Source organism: Duffyella sp. Ts4, assembly GCF_051851875.1.
Classification (GTDB): domain Bacteria; phylum Pseudomonadota; class Gammaproteobacteria; order Enterobacterales; family Enterobacteriaceae; genus Duffyella; species Duffyella gerundensis.
Genome location: NZ_JBLYPN010000040.1, coordinates 1 through 401 on the forward strand (window position 1 = coordinate 1; position 401 = coordinate 401).

At 52.6% G+C, this 401-nt stretch carries 1 tRNA gene and 2 other RNA genes; all 3 read right to left on the reverse strand.

The features are described from left to right. Window positions 1-89, reverse strand: a non-coding RNA gene (locus ACJY2L_RS20730) — RtT sRNA; the annotation flags it as partial. A 13-nt stretch (window positions 90-102) separates the two neighbouring features. Next, window positions 103-178 (reverse strand) — tRNA-Lys (locus ACJY2L_RS20735). A 31-nt stretch (window positions 179-209) separates the two neighbouring features. After that, window positions 210-333: non-coding RNA, RtT sRNA (locus ACJY2L_RS20740), on the reverse strand. Window positions 334-401: the final 68 nt, after the last annotated feature.

The following is a 401-nucleotide window of genomic DNA, read 5'->3' on the forward strand; positions in this document are numbered from 1 at the left end:
CCTGCGGACCGTTGCTGTCGCAACGTTGTCTCGCTTTCGCTCGACTCGAACCTGCTGCAGGTTCGCATCCTTCACGATTTAACACTGTGCTTCACGTTAAAGTGGTGGGTCGTGCAGGATTCGAACCTGCGACCAATTGATTAAAAGTCAACTGCTCTACCAACTGAGCTAACGACCCGCTACGCGGTGTACTGCGATTTACTTTAAAGTGGTGGGCGTGCAGGATTACCCGGCTTCGCCTTGTCCTGCGGACCGTTGCTGTCGCAACGTTGTCTCGCTTTCGCTCGACTCGAACCTGCTGCAGGTTCGCATCCTTCACGATTTAACACTGTGCTTCACGTTAAAGTGGTGGGTCGTGCAGGATTCGAACCTGCGACCAATTGATTAAAAGTCAACTGCTC